Annotated in this window: 11 protein-coding genes; 6 read left to right on the forward strand and 5 right to left on the reverse strand. The window is 53.4% G+C overall.

Going from position 1 to position 16,552, the window contains the following annotated elements; translation table 11 throughout:
- Positions 1 to 139 precede the first annotated feature (139 nt).
- On the reverse strand, positions 140 to 2,830 hold the full coding sequence (locus tag WKI47_RS03400; protein ID WP_340225789.1) for a copper amine oxidase N-terminal domain-containing protein: 2,691 nt from the start codon (positions 2,828 to 2,830) through the stop codon (positions 140 to 142).
- A 259-nt stretch (positions 2,831 to 3,089) separates the two neighbouring features.
- A complete protein-coding gene (locus WKI47_RS03405; protein ID WP_340225790.1) occupies positions 3,090 to 4,331 on the reverse strand; it encodes a DUF445 domain-containing protein in 1,242 nt (413 codons plus the stop codon).
- A gap of 155 nt (positions 4,332 to 4,486) precedes the next feature.
- Between WKI47_RS03405 and WKI47_RS03410 the strand changes: the two genes are divergently transcribed.
- The 4 genes from WKI47_RS03410 to WKI47_RS03425 all read left to right on the forward strand — a co-directional run bounded on the left by WKI47_RS03410 (position 4,487) and on the right by WKI47_RS03425 (position 8,747).
- A complete protein-coding gene (locus tag WKI47_RS03410; RefSeq protein WP_340225791.1) occupies positions 4,487 to 5,197 on the forward strand; it encodes a hypothetical protein in 711 nt (236 codons plus the stop codon).
- Positions 5,198 to 5,386: 189 nt separating this feature from the next.
- A complete protein-coding gene (locus WKI47_RS03415; RefSeq protein WP_340225792.1) occupies positions 5,387 to 5,932 on the forward strand; it encodes a hypothetical protein in 546 nt (181 codons plus the stop codon).
- Between the two features lie 569 nt (positions 5,933 to 6,501).
- Entirely contained in the window at positions 6,502 to 6,939 is a 438-nt protein-coding gene (locus WKI47_RS03420; protein ID WP_340225793.1) for a MarR family transcriptional regulator, read from the forward strand.
- A gap of 272 nt (positions 6,940 to 7,211) precedes the next feature.
- A complete protein-coding gene (locus WKI47_RS03425; protein WP_340225794.1) occupies positions 7,212 to 8,747 on the forward strand; it encodes an HD domain-containing phosphohydrolase in 1,536 nt (511 codons plus the stop codon).
- 88 nt (positions 8,748 to 8,835) lie between these two features.
- Here the strand turns inward: WKI47_RS03425 and WKI47_RS03430 are convergent, their stop codons facing one another.
- Together WKI47_RS03430 and WKI47_RS03435 are read right to left on the reverse strand one after the other, a co-directional pair.
- The gene (locus tag WKI47_RS03430) at positions 8,836 to 9,390 is read right to left on the reverse strand and encodes a TetR/AcrR family transcriptional regulator (RefSeq protein WP_340225795.1); all 555 of its coding nucleotides are present in this window, start codon (positions 9,388 to 9,390) and stop codon (positions 8,836 to 8,838) included.
- A gap of 143 nt (positions 9,391 to 9,533) precedes the next feature.
- Complete coding sequence (locus WKI47_RS03435; protein ID WP_340225796.1) at positions 9,534 to 12,188, reverse strand: YhgE/Pip domain-containing protein; 2,655 nt, start codon at positions 12,186 to 12,188, stop codon at positions 9,534 to 9,536.
- 512 nt (positions 12,189 to 12,700) lie between these two features.
- Between WKI47_RS03435 and WKI47_RS03440 the strand changes: the two genes are divergently transcribed.
- Complete coding sequence (locus WKI47_RS03440; RefSeq protein WP_340225797.1) at positions 12,701 to 14,293, forward strand: ATP-binding protein; 1,593 nt, start codon at positions 12,701 to 12,703, stop codon at positions 14,291 to 14,293.
- A gap of 137 nt (positions 14,294 to 14,430) precedes the next feature.
- On the opposite strand, the gene WKI47_RS03445 is transcribed toward WKI47_RS03440, so the two are convergent.
- The gene (locus WKI47_RS03445) at positions 14,431 to 14,760 is read right to left on the reverse strand and encodes a helix-turn-helix domain-containing protein (RefSeq protein WP_340225798.1); all 330 of its coding nucleotides are present in this window, start codon (positions 14,758 to 14,760) and stop codon (positions 14,431 to 14,433) included.
- Between the two features lie 569 nt (positions 14,761 to 15,329).
- On the opposite strand from WKI47_RS03445, the gene WKI47_RS03450 reads away from it, so the two are divergent.
- Complete coding sequence (locus tag WKI47_RS03450; protein WP_340225799.1) at positions 15,330 to 16,235, forward strand: DsbA family protein; 906 nt, start codon at positions 15,330 to 15,332, stop codon at positions 16,233 to 16,235.
- The last annotated feature ends 317 nt before the right edge of the window (positions 16,236 to 16,552 follow it).

The raw sequence follows: 16,552 nt of genomic DNA on the forward strand, positions 1-16,552 counted from the left end.
TAAAAAAGACACGCCCTTCGAAAAGGGCGTGTCTCGTTCCGCTGCCTTGCCAACGCTAAAGGTACTGGCTTCTATCAAGCATTTCCCCACGCCGTGGCAAGCCGGCTGGTTCACGCGATCACACCGAGATCGCTTGCGATCAGTTGTTCAGCGTGAAGTCGTTCGAAGCCGAGGACAGCGCATTGGCCGTAGCCTGGTTGCCGTCCGAAAGCGACAGTACGTACGCGCGGTACTGCGTATTGGCTTGCAAAGCGTTGCCGTAGATATCCGTGTCTCCGCTGTTCAGGCTGAACGAAGCGGTGCCGCTCGAAGACTTGGAGTACGCCGTCGACGCACTGTTCGCCACCGAAGCCGTGAAGTTCGCGGCATCGGATGTCCGAACCAGCAGAACGCGGTAACCGGAAATCCCGGAAGCATTAGCCGGAGGAGCGAAGTTCACGGTCACCGCCGCTCCATTCGCCGTTACGCCGACAGAAGCTACAGGTTGAACCGCTGCTTCGCTAAGCGAAATTTCGGCCGAAGCGTTCGACAGCGTATTGGCTCCGCTGCTCGCTACGGTCAGAACGTAGATGCGGTATTTGCCGCCTGTCGTAATGGTGTTGCCGAACACGTCGCGGCTATTGGCCGCGAACGACTCGCGAATCTGTCCCGTGCCCGATTTGGACACCGATACATAGTTCGAAGTCGCGTTGGCATCCGCCAGCGAGAACGAACCGGCGCGATCCGAAGGTACGGCCAGCAGGCGGTATTCGGACACGTTCTCTTCGTTCGACGAACGCGTGAACGTCGTTTCGATATCGCTCGCGTTGCCTCTTGCTCCGCTTACCGTAGCGGCGACGTTGGTTGCGCCGGATACCGCCGAGTTGCTCGACAACGATACGGCGTTCGATACGCCCGACAGCGCATAGTTCGAATTGTTATTCGACGAGTTGGTCGAACCTACCGACAGAACGAACACGCGGTAGCTGACTCCGTTGCGGATCGGTTCGCCGTTCACGTCGCGGGTCGAAGCATTCAGGAACTGGCTTTGGTTCGCTCCCGTTTTCGATACGGACGTGTAGTTGGAAGAAGACACGTTGATCGCCGAAGACAGGTTGAAGCTGCCCGCGCTACCCGATTTTACGACCAGGATGCGATATTGCGACAAGCTGCTTTCGTCCGAAGCGCGTCCGAAGGTCACGAGCAGGTCGCGTCCGTCCCCGTAATCGCCGGCGTCGCTAAGCGACGGCGTGGAAGCCGCGCCTACGCTGTAGTTGCCCGACAGCGTGATCGCCTGGGAAGCGTTCGACAGCACGTTCGTGCTGGACGACGTGCCCGAACCCACAGTCAGGACGTAGACGCGGTAAGCGGTGCCGTTGCGGATCGCGTCGCCGTCCGTGTCGCGTGCTCCGTTGGTGAGCGTTTGAGCGATGTTCGAACCTGTTTTGTTGATCGTGGTATAGTTGGCGCTCGATACGCCGTTCGCCGTATTTACGTTGAAGGAAGACGATTTGGAATCTTTCACGACCAGAACGCGGTATTGGCTGACCAGCGATTCGTTGGTCGCCCGGTTGAAGTTGACGCGAAGATCTCGTCCGTCTCCGTAGTCGCTGACGTCGCTCGCGCTTACCGCCGTAGCCGATACGTCCGATCCGGCCGTCGCCAGCGTCACCGAAGAAGAACCGGTGGACAGCGTGTTGCTGGCCGCTACGTTAGTCGTACTGTTTGCCAATACGAATACCGTATAAGGCACGCCGTTTTGGATCAGATCGCCTGCGGTATCGCGCGACTGCGCATTCAGCGTCACGCTAGGCGTAGCCGAACCTTTGGCAACCGTCGTCGAATTTTGCGCATTTACTCCGTTCGCCGCATTCAGGTTGAACGAAGCCGCGTCTCTCGTTTTCACGACAAAGACTTTGTAACCCGATACGCGCGATTCGTCCTGGGCTTTGGTGAACGATACCGTCAAGTCGCGGCCGTCGCCGTAATCGGCTGTATCCGTAGCTTTGACTGCTGTCGCCGTGTCGGCAGCTCCGGTCGAAGTGCCGCTCAACGTTACCGCCGCCGAAGGGGAAGACAATACCGTTTTGCCTGTCGCATAACGGTTGCCTACCGCAAGAACGAACAGCTGATACGATTGACCGGACGCCAGCGCTTGTCCGTCCGAATCTTTAGCTTGCGCGCCCAGCGAGATCGACTGGTTCGATCCGTTCGGAAGCACCGTGGTGTAGCTTGAGTTCCAGGCTTTGGACGCATTGAACGAAGACGCGCTGCCCGATTTGACGGCGTATACGCGGTAATGATCCACATACGATTCATCCGCCGATTTGGAGAAGGTCACTTGCAGATCGCGACCGTCGCCGTATTGTCCCAGACTGCGAGCCGAGACGGAAGCCGGAGCCACAAGCTCGCTCGTCGTGGTGATTTGAACGCTTTGGCTCGCCGCGTTCCATCTCACGTCCTGGCCGAGCGACTCGCCGATGAATCTCAGCGGAACGACGGTATTGCCTTTGATGGCGCGGGCCGGTACGTCAAGCGTTACCGATTGGCCGTTGACGGTGGCTGCTTTGGAACCGATCTTCAGCATCACGGTATTGCTGCCTTTGTAAGCCGTGATGGTTTGCGTTTTCTGGTTCCAGACCACTCTGGCATTCAGCTCTTCAAAGATACCGCGCAGCGGAACGAGTGTCGTATTGCTCTGGATAACCGGAGCCTGGCGCGTAACCAATTCCACCCCGTCGATGTAGATTTTAATATTTGCTGCCGCGTCTGCCGAATGGGGAATGGCCGCAGGCGCAAGAAGCGCTCCGGCAAGCAAAGCCGCACTGATTTTTTTCATATTCTTCTTCATGATTTTAAATTCTCCTTTCCGATACCTCGGTTGGATTTTGAATTTTTTCCATACTTTTCGAAAACCTATTTCTCTTTACTCCTAATATTTGACGCATGAAACATCGAAAAGGTTGCCTTTGTCTCCGAATTTCTCCCAAACTAATTGGTAAAAAGATCTGAAAACCAGCGTTGTTGCTAGGTTTTCGCCTCCAAAAATAAAAAGCAAAAAAAGCTTGCCGACTGCGCAATTTTTTGCGTTCGGCAAGCTTTTTTTATGTTCAAATCAACTGGATCAACGACAAGATAATCCCGACCAGGAATCCGCAGACAGCCCCGTTCACGCGTATCCACTGCAAGTCCTGTCCGATTTTTTCTTCCAATAGTTCAACAAGCTGATTATCGTCCATCCGGTCCACGTTGTCGCGAACCAGTTGACCGATCCGATAGTGGTTTTGCTCGGCAATCTGCACGATCGCGCCGCGCGTTTTTTCCTCCCACATTTGGATGCGCTCCGGCTCCGACGCCATGTTACGCATAACGGCAGCGTAGAGACGGAACACGATCCGACCGCCTTTGGCACGTTCTTCGGCCGTTTTTTCCAGTGCGAATTCCCGCAACTTCTCCAGATTGTTCAAAATAAAATCTTCCGTCGCCTGCTCATGCAGCACTTCAAGCACCTGGCCCCGTACGTATTCCAGCTTCTCTTCGTCTCCAGCGGCTTCGAACAGCTTCACACGCACCTCGCGCAAAATCGCCAACCGCTGTTCGCCGTAAGGGTCCAGCAAGGAATCGACGCCTGCAACCAGCATGGTCTGAATCATGGAGCCGAGCTTGTCCTCATTGACCATCCCCGCAAATGCCTGAAAAGCAAACCCGGTGAATCCGCCGACTTTGGCATTCGAGAGCTGATCCATCGCCAATGCGCCCATCGTATCTTTGGTCTCCGGCCGCTGCGCCCATGTCTTCGCTTCCTTCAATGCGTAATCGAACAGCTTGATCTCGTAACCGTCGTTCAGCACTTTGGTCAGCGCGCGATCCGCCAGGTCTGCCGCGTTAACGCCGCGAATATAGTTCGCCGCCGCGTCGCGCACGGGCTCTACGGCTTTTTCAAGCGGAAGCTTCGCAATCGTCTCTGCCGCAAAATCCAGCACCTGCTGGCGCGTACGCTTGCGAGCGACTACACGCGTCAGCATTTGCGCTGCCGCTTGAATCAGATTCAACTTGCGCAGTTGCTCGGTGATGCTTTCTTTGTTGAGCAATTGCGTCTCCATGGCAGAAACCAGTGAATCCACGATCCGCCCCTTATTTTTTAGCAACAAGGACGTATGCGGAATTCGAAGCCCCAGTGGATGCCGGAACAGCGCAGTCACCGCGAACCAGTCCGCCAATCCACCGACCAGACCGGCTTCGAAGCCTCCGATCAACAAGAAGGTCCAGTTATTTTCGGGTAAAAATAGACATGCCACAAATCCCGCTGCCATCACGATCAGTGAGATTCCGGCCAAATTTCTTGATCCCACGTTCATCTCCCCTTGCTTCAATGTAAAAAAACGTCACACTTTCTTCTTCATTTTAGTACAGCATCTGATTGAAACGCAAAAAACAGCTGTAAATCAGTAGTAGAAAAGTCCGGCGTCCCGATAGAGCGGGTCACGGCGAAAGGATGGAGACTCTGATGGACAATATCGTATTCATTACCTTTAAGCAGGAGAGACCGCTTTTGGCCGTGCTGGATCGTTTCAAGGAAAAACCTGTAACCGATGAATATTCCGTCATGCAGGCTGCCGTATTGCGCAAACTGTCGGGTAAAATCATACGGGAACGCAGTTACAATTTCGGCGAAGACGAGACGGGAACCCGCCATTTGACGAATGATCTGATCGACTCCGTCGTCTCTGTCCTGTCGGGTCCGATCGGCAGTCTGATTGGAGGCTATACGGGGCCCCTGCTGGATGCGGACTTCAATGCCAGACAGATCGTAGAGGACTCCGGCATGCTTGAAGCGATCGCAGCCAAGCTCAACGAGAACGAATGGGCACTGCTGGCTTTGGTTCGTGAACATAACGAGATCAGCCTCAGCAGCCGACTCAATACGCTTGGAGCCAGTGCAGCCGTACGCAAAGACGCCGCGCTCGTCGCTTACGAAGTGATGAATGCCCGTGCGGTTCGCAGCGAGTGGGAAGAACGCAATGGAGCCTTTGACGCAGAAGCGGCCGACGATGCCCTGAAGGAAAGCATTCGTACCGAACTGCGCGAGCGCGCCAAACGCAATTCTTTTGAACAGGAGCAGTCGATTCGCGAGCGCCTAAGCGGTGATTTTGACTACTTGCAAAATAAAGCCGGCACGCGCGAAAACCAAAATAGCACACGCTCCATCGAAGGTTAATCGTAAACGGCTACATCTCCACCCGTCCTTTAGGCTCAATTTGCGTTACCGATCCCCTGTCTAACGATTCAAAGCAACACCCTTTTTCACAAATTTATGGAAGCTTGGTTTATAATAAATAACAGGCAATGGGAGCAAAAAAATCGCCAATCCTTGCGCCTACATACATAAGAGGAGGTTGTTTGAACAATGAAAAAATGGTGGTCCTTGTCCCTCTCCCTCGCGCTGATCGGCTCCGCGGTCCTTCCGGTTTCCGCTTTTGCCGCGCAAACGGCGCCCGTTCAACAGCAACCGGCCGAAACAGACCCTGCCGCGACAGAAGAGCTGACCCCAGCCATGATCGCCGCTTTGGATTATGCCGATGCACTCGAAGCCATCATTCAATACGAAGAAAAAGCCGCAAACGCCTTCAACGCGGTAGGCATGGTATCTGCGTCCAATCGCAAAGCGGTCTATTCCACATTGAACAACACCATCATCCCGAACTACAGCAAATTCTATTACCACCTCAAGCAAATCAAACCGTCCGGCAAAGAAGTCACAAAGCTGCACGGTTACTACCTGCAAGGCGCCGCCCTTCAACTCGAAGGCATGCAGCTGATCAAAAAGTCGCTATACGGAGCCAAAATCAACTGGACCACCTATAACCAAGGCCAGTCCAAACTAAAATCCGGCAAAGCCAAAATCGACCTCTTCCTCGACGGTTTCGATGCTTACATGAAAAAACTCCAATAATGGAATGACTCGAACGATTCCATGAATTGATCACGAACTAATCTCCATATCTTTATCTCTCTTATCTCTCATCTCTTAATCGTTTATCCCTTAATCCCTTCTTACTCAAAAAACCGGCAGGCCGCTATGGCGTCCTGCTTTTTCCTCCTCTACTCTTCAATTCTTGTCGAACTTTACCGAAATATAGCGATATGCAGTGTTTATATTTATTTTTACGTATAATTTATTGCAATTGTGTTGCTCAAAACATAAAATGCTAGTATTATGACCGCTTACAAGGTTAGGTTACGCCCCTCGAAAACCTGCTTGAACCGTACGTGTTTCCGATGGACGCAATCCTTAAGTTTGATGCGGTCAAAGTACTAGAGCGTGTACGCAAACTCAGGCGACGTGCATCTTGAACTGCCTTTTCGCCCTCCTCTACGTCACTTTCCCTTGACGTGCCCCGGCACGCCTTCGGAAAAGTTCCTTGCTGAGAACGAAAATTCAGCTCAATCTGCGCCCTTCGGAGTTTGCGTACACGCCCTAGAAAACTACGATTTTTAATCGAAGAAAGGATCGGTACTGCGATGGATCAACAACGCTTTACGCTTGATTCCCACCTCTGCTTCTCTCTTTATGCCTGCTCCCGGGCGATTTTCCGGATGTACCGGCCTTTGCTCGACGAGCTGAATTTGACCTATCCCCAATATCTCGTGCTGCTTGTGCTGTGGGATCGGCAAGAAAGCAGTATCAAAGAACTGAGTCAAGTGCTCAGTCTCGATTCCGGCACGCTGACGCCCATGCTGAAACGGATGGAGGCTTCGGGTCTGCTGGAACGCAGCCGTTCGCTGGAAGACGAACGGATCGTAACGGTGCGAATCACGGAAAAAGGGCTGGAGCTTCAAGATCGTGCCAGCTGTATTCCTGCATCGCTGGTTGAATCCAGCGGTCTTGAAGTCGATCAGATCGACATGTTGAACGAAACGATTCGGACGCTGATGGCCAGCGTAGAAAACTACCGCTAAAAGCCCGCTTCGTTAAACGGATAGGCTTACGCTTCGGACAAATGCGGTTTACAACTTGAACGTCAAGCGCGACAAGCCATTCGAAGTCGCCTTTTGCAGCCGGTCGTTCCCGATGGACGACCGGCTTTTGGTTCTAAGTTTTCCGCCTGCGAAGGAAATCCTCATTTTGTAATGGCAGCGTCGTTTTGATCCGATAACAACAATGAGCAACGTTTACGTACCGGGTTCGAATGCGGCCCGAAGTCAAGTTTTTCAAGAAATGAGGAATCTCAATGACCGAATACCGGCGCTTCTTACGTCGGCTTGTGCGCAATTACATCATCGGTTCGGTACTGGCCGTTCTTTGCCTGGGAGGAGCCGTCATGTCGTCAGCGCTCAGGTTGCCGATCGGCGGATTCAGCTCTCTTTTCATCGTTCTGTTTATCTCCTTCCTCGTGATGATGTCGGTGGAATTTTTAACGTTCGCGAGACAGGTTCGGCCGATCCGCGGGCTATTTTTGCAGCAGAAGCCTACGATTGACGATATTCGGAACGCTTATGTCCAGATTCACCGGCTCCCTTCGCTGTCGGTGCTGCGCATCATGGGTCCGCATCTGCTCGGCTTATCCGTTCCCGCTATCTTGCTTACGCTGCTGTTTATGCGGATCGGCTGGGTCGATTTGCCTGTGCATTATATCGGCATCGCTGCCTCGGGCGCCATTCTGGTAGCCGGCATGCACGCCCTGATCGAATACTTTTTGACCGACCAAGCTATTCGTCCCCTGCTCAAATTCGTGAGCGAAATGGGCCAGCGCGACTACGGAATCAGTGTCTCGCTGGACGGGCGCGTGATCGTCTCGACGCAGCGCAAGTTTCAACTTAGTGCATTTTCGATCGGCACATTTCCTTTGTTCTTTTTCGTTCTGGCTACTCAAATTCGCTTGAGCGTTACCGGTTCTCCCCTGATCGAAGATTACTGGCAATGGGCCTCGCTCATTCTGATATTCGGTATCCTTTTCTCGTCGCTCGGGGCATGGTTGCTCAGTCGCAGCGTCCGTCAACCGATCGGCAATTTGGAAAAGGCGCTTCGCGCCGTTCAGACCGGCGATCTCGAAGTACGCGCCTCCGACCTGTACTCCGACGAATTTTCCAGACTTGTCGCGGGCTTCAATCACATGGTGCAAGGGCTGTCCCAGCGTCAACGCGTTAACGAGCAATTGCTGCAAAGCTATTTCTCGACCTTGGCCGCCGCGCTTGACGCCCGGGATACGTACACGGCGGGTCACTCCCAGCGTGTCGCCGAATATTCGCTCCTGATCGGCCGCGGCGCCGGACTCGGACGCGAAGAGCTGGACCTGCTGAATAAAAGCGCGCTGCTGCACGATATCGGCAAGATCGGCGTTCGCGACAGCGTACTGCTCAAAGACGGCCGTCTGACCGACGAAGAGTTCGAGCAGATCAAAAAGCATCCGGCGCTGGGAGAAGAAATCCTAAAGCAGATCGAGCCGGCCGAGATGATGGCTCCCCTGCTGCCCGGCGTACGTTCGCACCACGAACGCTATGACGGCCGGGGGTATCCTGACGGGCTTGCCGGAACCGACATTCCGAAGCTGGGCCGCATTATCGCTGTAGCCGACGCATTTGACGCCATGACATCGGATCGCCCTTACCGCAGCGGGATGCCGCTTGAGAAAGCCATCTCGATTATCTCCGAAGGCAAAGGCACGCAGTGGGACCCGTATTATGCGCAAATCTTCGTCGATGCCTTTTACCAGGGAAAAGAACAGCCGGCAGCGCCAAAGCCAGAGCAATTCCGCGCCGAAGCCTAAGATTTCCGCTCACGCATTCCATCAAAGCAGGTGCTTCTTTTCCCATATTTACGCTATCTGCGACAAAAAAACGCGCCGGACGCCACCCTTACAGGGCAAATGCGTTCAGCGCGTTTTTGATTTGTTGCGGCGGTAAAGGCTCGTAGAGATCGTCCCAGTCGTAAATCATCTGCAAATACGAACGGTAGACGAGAAAAGCAATCACTTTGGGCTCCAGCCGGAACGTCTCGCCGGACGACTCGTGACGCCGAACCCGTTCCTCGATATAGCGGATAATGCCTTCTTCGAGGGCTTTTCGCATTTCCAGCACTCCATGCGCGCCGGACTGACGAGCCTCACGGTAAATGCCGACCAATAAACGATGCTGTCCGCGCAGGGCGATCATCGCATCGAAAGTTCGATTGATATCTTCGCTCAGCGGCTGCCCAGGTACGCAAACACGGTCGGACTCGGCCAGCAACTCCTCCAGCACATCTTCTACGATCGCCCGAAGCAACGCCTCTTTATTTTCAAAACAATCATAAATCGAGCTTTTGCTGACATGCGCTGCTTTGGCTACACTCTCGATCGTTGTCCCCCGGAACCCGAAGCGCTCAAAGCAGAGCATCGCTCCTTCCAGAATACGACGTCGTTTCTTTTCCATCTCGGCCCCTCCTTTTTCTCTATCCCTCGCTTCTATCGTCATCCATTTTCATACAAAAAAGCTTCCCGACAAAGCGACGTTCTCGCTTGCGGGAAGCTTTGTTCCAAACATTGTCACGTACGGCGCGGCCGCCCGCGACGGCTTTATGCCTTGGCTGGCGTCTGATTCGGCACCATGCCTTCTTGCTCTTCTTCGATGCCTGTTTTGATCTTTTTGTTGCTGAACAGGAATACCGCCAGCGCCAGCAGGATAAACACGACCCCGAAGATCGCGACATGGCCGAGCTGCGCCCAGAAGTAGCCCCAGTCGTTGCCGAGCGAGACCGCTTCGCGCAAAGCGCGAATACCGTAGGTCGCAGGCAGGAACGGGTTGATCGCCTGGAAGAAGTCCGGCGTCAACACTTTCGGGAACGTGCCCGCGCTGCCGCCGATCTGCATCAGCAGGATCAGGAAGGCGATGAATTGGCCTACCTTGCCCAGCGCCGCGAACAGGAAGAACAGCAGAGCCAGGAACGTCAGGCTGAGCGTGAACGTGATCGCGTAGAAATGCCATAGGCTTTGCACTTGCAGCCCGACAAATCCGATCAGTACCGCGTCCAGAATCGCCGATTGCAAGATCGCCATGAACAGAATCAGGCTGAACTTGCTCCAGAACCAGGCCAGGCCGGAACGAGGGCGGATTTGCGGCGTTTTGAGCGGGTAGACCGACGAGAACATGAGCGCGCCCGCGAACAGGGCGATCGACATCATGTAAGGCGCCAAGCCTTCGCCGTATTCGGTCACGTCGTGGACGTCGGAATGCTGAAGCTCGGTCGGCTGCGCGAACATGTCGTACGTTTTGTCGTCCGAGCTGACGACGCCGGCTTTTTCCACGCCTTCGGTCAGGGACGTGTACAATTCGTTCGTACCGTCTTTGAGATCGCCGACGCCGTTATTCAGCGTAACCGATCCGTCGGCCAATTGATCGGCTCCGTCTCTAAGCTCACCCGTTGCGGTGCCGAGCTTGCCGATTCCGGTTACCAGTTGGCTGCCTCCGTCTTTCAATTGGCCAAGACCGCTCACGAGGCTTTGCGAGCCGGTTTGCAACTTGTCCGCTCCCGTCACCAGGCTTTGCGAACCGGTTTGCAGTTGGTCGGCTCCGCTGACCAGGCTGGCCGATCCGGTTTTAAGTTGATCGGCTCCACTGACGAGACTCGACGAACCGCTTTTCAGCTGATCCGCTCCGCTGACTAGACTGCCTGCTCCGTCCGCCAGCTTTTTCGAACCCGCTTCGGCTTCGCCGATTTTGGTCGCCAAGGTGCCGAGACCGTCCGTCACTTGCTTTTGCCCGTCGACCAGGCTGGACGAACCTTGCAGCAGTTGATCTTGCCCGTTCGCCAGTTGACCGACGGCCGACTGGATCTGCTGCGCGCCTTCGTTCAACTGCGCGACGCTCGAAGTCAACTGATCCAGTTGGCCGAGCGATTGTTGCAATTGGGACGCGTCGCCGCTTGCGGAAGAATCGCTGCCGGAAGCCGAAGCTCCCGCCGCCATCAAGGACAGCAGCTTTTGCTTATCCGCGTCCGGAATGGTGGAACTGCTTTGAATATACGCGGCCATCGCTTCCTGCTGCTCCTTGATCGAAGCCGCTTTTTGCTGAAGCTGCTGCTGCGCCGCGCCCAGACCGTCGACCGCCGCCGAAGCCTGCGTGCCCAGTCCTTGAACCGCTTCGTTCAACTGCGCCATGCCTGCCGTGAACGGGGTAAGCTGTTCTTGCAGTTGGTTCAGGCCGGCGCTCGATTGTCCCAACCCTTGATTCAACTGCTCCGCTCCGCTTTGCAGCTTTTGCGAACCGTCCGTCAAGGTCGTTGCACCGTCTTTCAACTGCATAAGCCCTTGATCGAGCTGCGTGGCTCCGGTCTGCAAACTACCTGCTCCAGTTTGAAGCGTGCCCAGACCGTCATCCAACTTCTGAGCGCCTGTCGACAGCGTGCCGAGACCGTTATCCAGTTTCTTTGCTCCGGTAGACAAGGTTCCCAATCCGTCATTCAGTTGGGTAGCTCCGCCGGACAGTGTGCCCAAACCGTTGTTCAGCTGCGCGGCTCCCGATGCGGCACTGACAATCCCGGTGCTCAGTGTGCCTGCGCCTGTTTTCAGATCAGTGACGCCTTCTTGGAAGGAGACGCTGTTCGCGGCCAACTTTTTGAGATTATCAGCCAGCTTCTGCGAACCGTCCGCCAGATCGGCGGCGCCGTCATCCAGCTTCTTGGCTCCGTCGTCCGCATCTTTCAATCCGTCGACCAACTCGGTCAGGCTTTTGAATACGGTTGTCGCATATTCTTTGGTCACCTGCTCGGCGATCTCTTCGTTTACTTCCTTGATTGCCGACTTGGCGATCTGTGCGGAAGAGTAACCCATGCCTGCATTGGTGTAATACTGAATATTCATCTTTTTGGGATCGTTGTTCAGCAAGGTCGAAGCATTTTCCGAAAAGTTCTCCGGCAGCTCGATTACCATGATGTACTTCTCGTCGTTCAGCCCTGTAAGAGCCTCCTGCTTATCGGTTGCGACCCACTGGAACGAGTCGTTATCCTTCAACCCCTCGACGAAATCCTTGCCGACGTCGAGTCGCTTGCCTTCATATTGCGTGCCTGCGTCTTCGTTCACGACAGCCACGGACAACCGGTCGGTATGACCGTAGGGGTTCCAGTACGCCGAAAGGAAGAACAAGCCGTACAACCCCGGCACCAACAGCATCGCAATGACGGTCAACATGGTCATCCGATGCTTCAAAATACTTTTCCACTCTGATTTAAACATTTCCGAGGTTAGGCTCCTTTCCTAAAATTGACCAGAAAAACATTTCGGTCATTCGGTACTGATGAGAAGTATATCACATTCGACATATTATTCAACATCTTTTTCATCCTTTTTCAAAAACTTTTCATTAGAATCTCAAGGGCCTGTTCGTGAGGGAAGCATGGACGGCTGCGGGAGAAATTCGTTCAATTCGCTGTCTCACTCGGAAAATGGATAGGATTTGAATACGGAGTTTTCCGAGTTCAAAGGCGTCTTGAACTGAATTTCTCCCTCCGCCTGTTGCTTCCATCAAGAACAAACCTTTTCGAAAGATGAACGTTTTCTCTTTCTTTTATCGCGGAAAAGCAAAGCATAATGTAGAAATAGTTTTACATTAATAAGGATTTTTTCTTTTTTTTGAACGTTTTTATGTGTATTGCTTATTAATCGCTACTTTTCCTTCTGAACGGATGCTATAATTGTGCTAGTTATAATGTGGGAAGTCTGATATCTGATAAATGAGGTGAGTTCCGTTGAACACGGAGACCGATCTGGAACTAAAATATAACGTGCTGACTGAACTGCTGCCGGGAATCCTATCCAGCGAGACGCCTTCGCAGCTGCTTACGCATGTTTTTGATTGCGTAAGCAAATATTTTAGTCTGGATCTTTTGTTGAATTATTGGGTGGAGGAGCGGTTTCCGTATCGGCTTCAGTTGATCCATCATCGCGGCGTGACCGCGGAGGAAGCCGACGCACTGCTTTCTCTCGATCAAGGGCAGACGATTTGCGGGGCCGCGATCAAGTCGATGCAGCCTTATATCTGCGAGCGTCTGCAAGAGACGAATGATTTTCACGGGCGGATTTTGCGTCAAATGGGATTGCAGCGCTATGTATGCTTCCCGATTGTGGTGGGCGACGCAAATCGGCCGTTTGCGATCGGATTCGGTTCGCGTGTGACGGATAGCTTCGATCCTATCGAGCTTGAGGTCCTGCATTTGGTGGCGAAGCAGTTAATCCCGGCGTTTCAACGAATAGGTCAGATTGATGAACTCAAGCGGCAAAACGTGGCTTTGGCCGAAACGAATCGCTTCCTGCATTCCTCGGAAAATCGCTTTGCGGCCATCTTCGCTGCGAGCCCGCACCCGATGCTGATTACAACGTTGGAAGACCGTGAGATCATTGAAGCAAATGACGCTTTTCTGCTGCTACTTGGCATTACGCGCCTTCAAATGGACACGCAGTACAGCAAGCTGATTCGCGGCAATGAGCTGATGCTTCAGATCCCCGAGCCGGACGAACATTCGACGGTTCCCGAAGGGATCAGCCGCGAGGTGACGTTTACCAACCATGCCGGGGATGAAAAGGTCTGCATTTTGCGCACCGTACGGCTCGACTTCAACGGAGAGTTGCTGCTGCTCACGATGATCAGCGACCTGACGGAGCATAAACAGTACGAGCACGAGCTGCAACGTCTGTCCCAGCTGCATCTGGTTGGCGAAGTCGCGGCGGGCATCGGGCATGAAGTTCGCAATCCGATGACCACCGTGCGCGGCTTCCTTCAATTAATGCTGATGCAGGGCAAAAACACGCTCGAACCGGCTTATCTTCAAGTCATGATCGAGGAACTGGACCGCGCCAATCAGATCATTACCGAATTCCTGTCGCTGGCCAAAGACCATATGGTCCAGCTCAAGCGCGAGAATCTGAACGACCTGATCCGCAAAATCCTGCCGCTGATCGAAGCCGACGCTTCCGTCACGGGCAAGATCATCACCACCCATCTGACCGATGTCGAGTCGATCGAGATGGACAACAAGCAGATCACGCAGCTGATCCTTAACTTTATCCGTAACGCGCTCGAAGCCACCGGAGAAAACGGCTGGATTCAGCTTAAAACGTATATGCAGGACGGACGCGCCGTTTTGGTCATCGAGGACAACGGTCCCGGCATCCCGGCCGACGTTGTCGAGCAGATCTGGAAACCGTTCTATACCACGAAGGAAAACGGCTCCGGCCTCGGCCTGGCTATCTGCTTCAGCATCGCAAACAAGCACGGCGCTTCGATCGACTTGTCGACCGGCAAGGAAGGCACGGCATTTTATGTGAGATTCCGGACAAACTAATGCTTCTTGATTCGCCAAAGCTTCCGACCGAACGCCAAAAAGCGTTCGAACGGAAGCTTTTTCCGTTCAAACGCTTAATAGGCCGAGCAAGTTCAACGAAACCGCGTTTCTTTGCCGGCTGTTCGTTTTTTGCAAACTCAGGACTCCGGCATGTTTTTCCCGCCCCACGCCACGATCGCTTCGATCAACGGCACTAGCTCCTTGCCCGACTGCGTCAGCGAGTATTCGACCCGAAGCGGGCTTTCCATATACGCTTCGCGGTGCACGATGCCGTAGGCGATCAATTCTTTCAGGGCATTCGTCAGCGTAGTCGCCGTGATGCCGCCCAACCTTCTTTTTAACTCGTTATACCGAATCGAATCGCTTTCCGACAATACGGCCAACAAAGGCAGATTCCATTTCCCTCCGACGACCTGAAAAGAAAACGTAGCGGGGCAAAGTTTGTCCATATCGAATTCGTATTTCATCGCAACCTCCGATCTTCGCTTACCAGTAGCTTGTCTTGAATAAATTGCAGGTTTAAGTTCGTCTGAAACGCGCATGGTTCTAGGGCGTGTCTTCAAACCTGCCAATGTGCATCTTTTGCCACCTTTTCGCCCTCTCCTACGTCACTTTCCCTTGACGTGCCCCGGCACGCCTTCGGAAAAGTTCCTTGTTGAGAACGAAAATTCGGCAAAATCTGCTTCCATCGAGGTTTGAAGACACGCCCTAGTACTCTGTACCAGGTCAAATAGTGGGTTTACGTTTGGCCGAAACGCGCACGGTTCTAGTGCGTTTCGGACAAGCGTAACCTTACATTTAATTGGTACAGAGTACTAGTGCGTTTCAGACAGACTAAACCGTTCACCGATTGAAGACAAGCTACCAGGTATCTTTTTGAATACCTGGTACGGAAAAAGACAGTAATTGAACTTTATGTTTTAGGTCTTATAATTGTACTACGTAAGGTAAATAAAGTTAATATATTTTACATTGCAGATTATTATCCGCGCAAGAATCTATACATTCCTCTTCATACCGAAAGGAGATTCAATCTATGACTGACAATATGTTCTGCGACTTAAAAACGGGCGTCTGCGGACCTGCCAACGAAGAAGAAACAAACGGTCTGATCGACTTCGCGCCGCAAATGCCAAAAATGACCCTCTACTACGTCACCGATCCGATCTGCTCGCACTGCTGGGCGCTTGAACCTGTACTTGGACGCTTCATTCGCCAGTACGGCCAATATTTCAACGTGACTATCGCGATGGGCGGACTGCTGCCGAGTTGGCACGGTTTCGGAGACAGAGCCAACGGGATTCAAAAGCCTTCCGACGTTGCCGGGCACTGGAGAGAAGTCGGCGAGCATTCCCGAATGCCGATCGACGGAAGCGTTTGGCTCGACAATCCGCTTCAATCCTCTTTCCCTCCGTCCCGCGTTTTCAAAGTCATTCAAAATAAACACGCGGGCAAGGAGCAGGAATTCCTGCGCAAAGCACGCGAGCAATTGTTTGCCTTCAACGAAAATATTGCCGAAGACCTCACCATGATCCGCCTCGTCGATGAGATCGGCCTGGACGGGAAAGCGATCGTCGACGAAGCCGCCACCGAAGCCGCTCAGGACCTGCTGGAAGAAGACTTCGCGCTCGCGTCCCGCCTCGGCGTACGCGGATTCCCGACGATCATCCTTATGAACGAAGAAAATAAGGGCGTGAAGATCGTCGGTGCGCAAGCACTCGATACCTATGTCAAAGGCTTGGAATCCGTCCTCAAGCAAAAGCCGACACCAGCCGAAGTGCCTGCGCTTGCCGACTGGTTCTCAGGGAAAGAGCATCTATTCGCCAAAGAAATCGAAGTGATGTACGACCTCCAACCGGATCAGACCGAAGCTTTTATTACGGCGCAATTGAGCGGTCGACCGCATCGCGTTCAACAGGTGCTGGGCGAATTGTACATCTGAACAAGATACCGAGGCGGTTGAAATTGACCGGGGAAGTTTCGTTTGAGGGGAAGCGGGGGAGGCTACGGGAGGAATTCGTTCAAGACGCTGTCTCACTCGGAAAGCTGCCATGATTGGGATTCAGGGAGTTGCTTTCCGAGTTCAAAGGCGTCTTTCACTGAATTCCTCCCTCCGCCTATGCGCTTGGTTCGCAAACCAAATTCCCGAAGACCTTAACCGCCCATAGGCGGTTTTTTTATGTTTAGAAAGCGTTAATTCTAGAATCTAGTAGCCCACGCCAAAAGGTAACTGGGCAGCTTCCCTATTGCAACACGCGG

Source organism: Saccharibacillus sacchari (assembly GCF_037722395.1).
Lineage (GTDB): Bacteria > Bacillota > Bacilli > Paenibacillales > Paenibacillaceae > Saccharibacillus > Saccharibacillus sacchari_A.